Annotated in this window: 2 protein-coding genes; both read right to left on the reverse strand. The window is 41.1% G+C overall.

What is annotated here, in order from left to right:
• Nucleotides 1-61: 61 nt before the first annotated feature.
• Nucleotides 62-2,545, reverse strand: a complete 2,484-nt coding sequence (locus F6K53_RS35570) for a hybrid sensor histidine kinase/response regulator (protein ID WP_075896351.1) — start codon at nt 2,543-2,545, stop codon at nt 62-64.
• Nucleotides 2,546-3,015: 470 nt separating this feature from the next.
• Nucleotides 3,016-3,805 (reverse strand): ABC transporter substrate-binding protein (locus F6K53_RS35575; RefSeq protein WP_293084060.1); only part of this gene is annotated, 790 nt, incomplete at its 5' end.

The raw sequence follows: 3,805 nt of genomic DNA on the forward strand, positions 1-3,805 counted from the left end.
TGCTGACTGCTGACTGCTGACTGCTGACTGCTGACTGCTGACTGCTGACTGCTGACGACAGCTATTGATCAACCCACTCTAATTGTAAATACTTCTCCAATAATGCCAATAATTTCTGCTCGTCAACTGGTTTTGGCAGAAAAGCATCACAGCCAAGTCTCTGAGTTTCCTTCTGCACAACATCCCAGTTGTTAGCAGAGAAGGCAATAATTGGTACATTCTTCATTGCTGGTATCTGTTGTAATTCCGGAATCATCGTGAAACCAGTTTTAACAGGCATAAATAAATCCGTTAAAATCAGATCAGGTCCAATTACCCTGGCCAGCTCCAATGCTTGCTGAGCATTCTGGGCTAATACCACTTCAAAACCCAAAGGTTTGAGCATATTTAGCAATACCAAGCGATTTTCTGTTATGTCATCCACCACTAACAATTTACGTCGTTTTCCTTTATAAATCAACCCTTTAACAGCAATATCTGGTTCAGCATTTGCAACAATATCTATCACAGGTAAGGTAACATCAAACCAAAATGTTGAACCTTTGCCCAATTGACTTTTAACCTTTAGTTTACTTCCCATCAAGTTAACGATTTGCTGACTAATCGCTAAACCTAAACCCGCTCCAGCTATCCGACGCTCGGTATCCCCTACTTGTTCAAAGGGTTGGAATATTTTCTCTAACTGTTGAGGACTAATTCCTATGCCAGTATCGATGACCTCAAAGCGAATCGTCCGAGAATGGATGTTATAATCTCCCCCTTGAATCCTGGTGTTGGAAGACTTCGATATTCCTAAAATAGAGTTTTGTTTCTCAATGACTCCAACATTAAATGTGACATTACCTTGGTCAGTAAATTTAACTGCATTACCTAATAGATTGAGTAAAACCTGTCGTAACCTTTTCTGATCTAACTTAACCCCTGTGGGTAGGTTACCTTGAGTTTTATAGTTAAACAATATATTTTTTTCATTAGCTCCCATGCGGATAATACCAACTACCCCTTCCAAGAAGCTTGGAAAATGAACCTCACGGGGGTAGAGTTCCATCTTACGGGCTTCGATTTTAGAGAAGTCTAAGAGATCGTTAATTAGGGTCAATAGATAGGTTCCACTTTGCTCTATAATTTTTAAACCTTGTATTTGCTGCTGTCTTAAATTGCGATCGCTCCTTGGGGTGCTGCCCTTCACGTCATCGTTTTGGGTAGCAACTTTAGCTGTATCGCGCTGGAGAATTCTGGCATAGCCTAAGATGCTATTGAGGGGAGTGCGCAATTCATGGCTGATGTTAGCTAAAAATTGGCTTTTAGCTTGGTTAGCAACTTCCGCAGCTTCTTTAGCTTTCCCTAATTCCACAGTACGTTCTTGCACTCGGATTTCTAAACCCTGATTCGTTTTCTCTAGAGCCGTAAAAGAATCCTGCAATTGCTGTGCCATCTGGTTAAATGACTGAGCCAACACTCCAGTTTCATCGTCACTCAACACAGGAGCTTTATGGTTTAGATTGCCACTAGCTACCTGAATAGCTGCCTCTGTGATTGCCCGAATCGGTTTGGTAATCTGGCTTGATAGTAGATAAACTCCTACTAGGAGCAGTCCAGTAGAACTCAATCCAATCAGCACAATGTTCCCAGCTAGCCGACGAGCAGGAGCAAAAGCTTCTTGCTGAGAGATCTCAGCTAGTAACGCCAGGTTCTGTTTCTCCAACCAGTGATACACACCGATAACAGGTATCCCATCGTAATTTCGATAAAGTCCAGCACTATTTTTTCCTTGGGTAGCGTTATCAATACCCAAACTACTAACTCCGTCAGAGTATTTTTGATTCTCAAACTGACCTGAGGCGATGAATATATTTTTTCGTTCCAATCGACCGACTAGATAGGTTTCGCCACTCTTACCTAAGCCAGTACGGTCTCGAATTAGGTTATCAACTTCTTGAAGATCGAGAGTAATGGAAATCACTCCTATACGGTTACCGGATTGGTTAAGGACGGGTGTGGCAAAAGTGATGGCTGTTTTGCCTGTTCTTGAAGAGCTATAAAACGTTGGCTTAATGTCCGTTTGATCTCGGGTGAAGTAAGTAGTAGTCGCACCAAGGGGTTGATAGTTGCCCTCCAAAGTTTTGTTAGTTGAAAAAATGATAATCCCACCAGTTGTGAGCAGGGAAATTTCTCGTAGATTAGGCTTAATGGCAGCTAAATCAGTCAGGTATTCTGAAATGCTATTATAGGCGATTTGATAATCTCTTGACCTGGTTTGAGACCTTTTGCTGCTCAGCAAGACCTCGGCTTGTCTTCGGATTTCTGGTAACTGAGCCGATAACAGCACATCTTGGCGCTGATTGTTAAACCATTGATTGAGTTCAGCAGATTTGATAGACACAGCAACACTGAGTCGATCAAAGACAGATTGTTTGAGAGCTTTTCTAGCTAAACTATAAGCAGTAATGGCTACAATAGTTACCGTAACAACTGATAAAAGTGAAAAGTAATTGACCAGCTTTGACAGTAATGTTTTTTGAGTTAATTTGATCATAACAATCATAATAAGCTCTAAAATTTAGCTTTTTGCGTCAACTCAATCCTTTGTAGGGACTGAGCTATCAGCCTTGGCCTTGGCCTATGGCCACGCTACGCGAATGGCCACGCTACTTGAGGTGCTATCAGCATTGGCCTATGGCCACGCTACTTGAGGTGCTATAATATAATTTAATGCAACACCTGACTCATAACTATAGCAATTATCAGCAACCTTTGAGTGACATTGCTTATCTTTTTAAGGCAACAGGCAACAGGCAACAGACAACAGGCAACAGACAACAGGCAACAGACAACAGGCATGCTATAAAGATGGTTTTAAGGGATGCAGGGCGGCGCTATATCCCTTGCTCATAACACCAAAAACTCCATCGTAATTACGATATATCGACCCTGTTACCTGTTCCCTTTTTATATCAATCTTATCTTCAAAATTAAAATAAGAATGCGATAACAATTATTGTGATAACGAATAATCTAACTAGGTTTATACCAATTAGAAAAAATTTTATTAATTTTATCAATAGCTCGATTAGTTGCTTGCTTAATTGACAAATTATCCACCACAATTTTTCTAATCACTTCCCCCCAAACGTTTTGAGCAGCCACTTCACTATAAGCTGGGTTTAACACTTGATAAGCTGGTCGGGTGTTTTGTAACTGCTGTAGCGCCACAGAAATATGAGGATCACTGGGATTTTTCCAAAAGGGTTTTTCAAACAGTTTCGGCATCACGGGTAAGTATCGACCCTGAGACCCTTCTGTGTAGGCTTGTAAGTTTTGCGGTTGTGCCAAATATGAGAGAAAATTCTTGGCATACTCCTGTTTTGTGGAGGCTTTAAAGAGAATGACCTGTTTGATCTCTATGATGAATCTCATCAGTTCCCCACTAGGTTTATTGGGCCACTTAACTGTAGAAAGTTGCTTGGTGTAAATTTCGGGATCTTGTCGTTGGGAACCTGGAACTGAGAGAGTATGATTGACCGTCATCAGGCTAGTGCGGCTGAGTAACGTTACATTGTTGCCTGTATTATCCCAATCTACGGCATCCGGTGGCACATTCTTATTGACATAAAAACTGGTATATTTCCTTAGAGCAGCCTCAATGGCTTGCTTAACTTGGGAATCGTCTAAGCGTAATTTGCCATTTTTATCAATTAGTTTGACATTGTAGGCTTCTAGAAATTGCTCAAAATTGTTGTAGGTATCTAAGCTCAGGGACATAGGCATGCCGATACTATACATATTGGGATAACTGCTCTGACGC

It is taken from the genome of Moorena sp. SIO4A1 (assembly GCF_010672065.1).
Taxonomy (GTDB): domain Bacteria; phylum Cyanobacteriota; class Cyanobacteriia; order Cyanobacteriales; family Coleofasciculaceae; genus Moorena.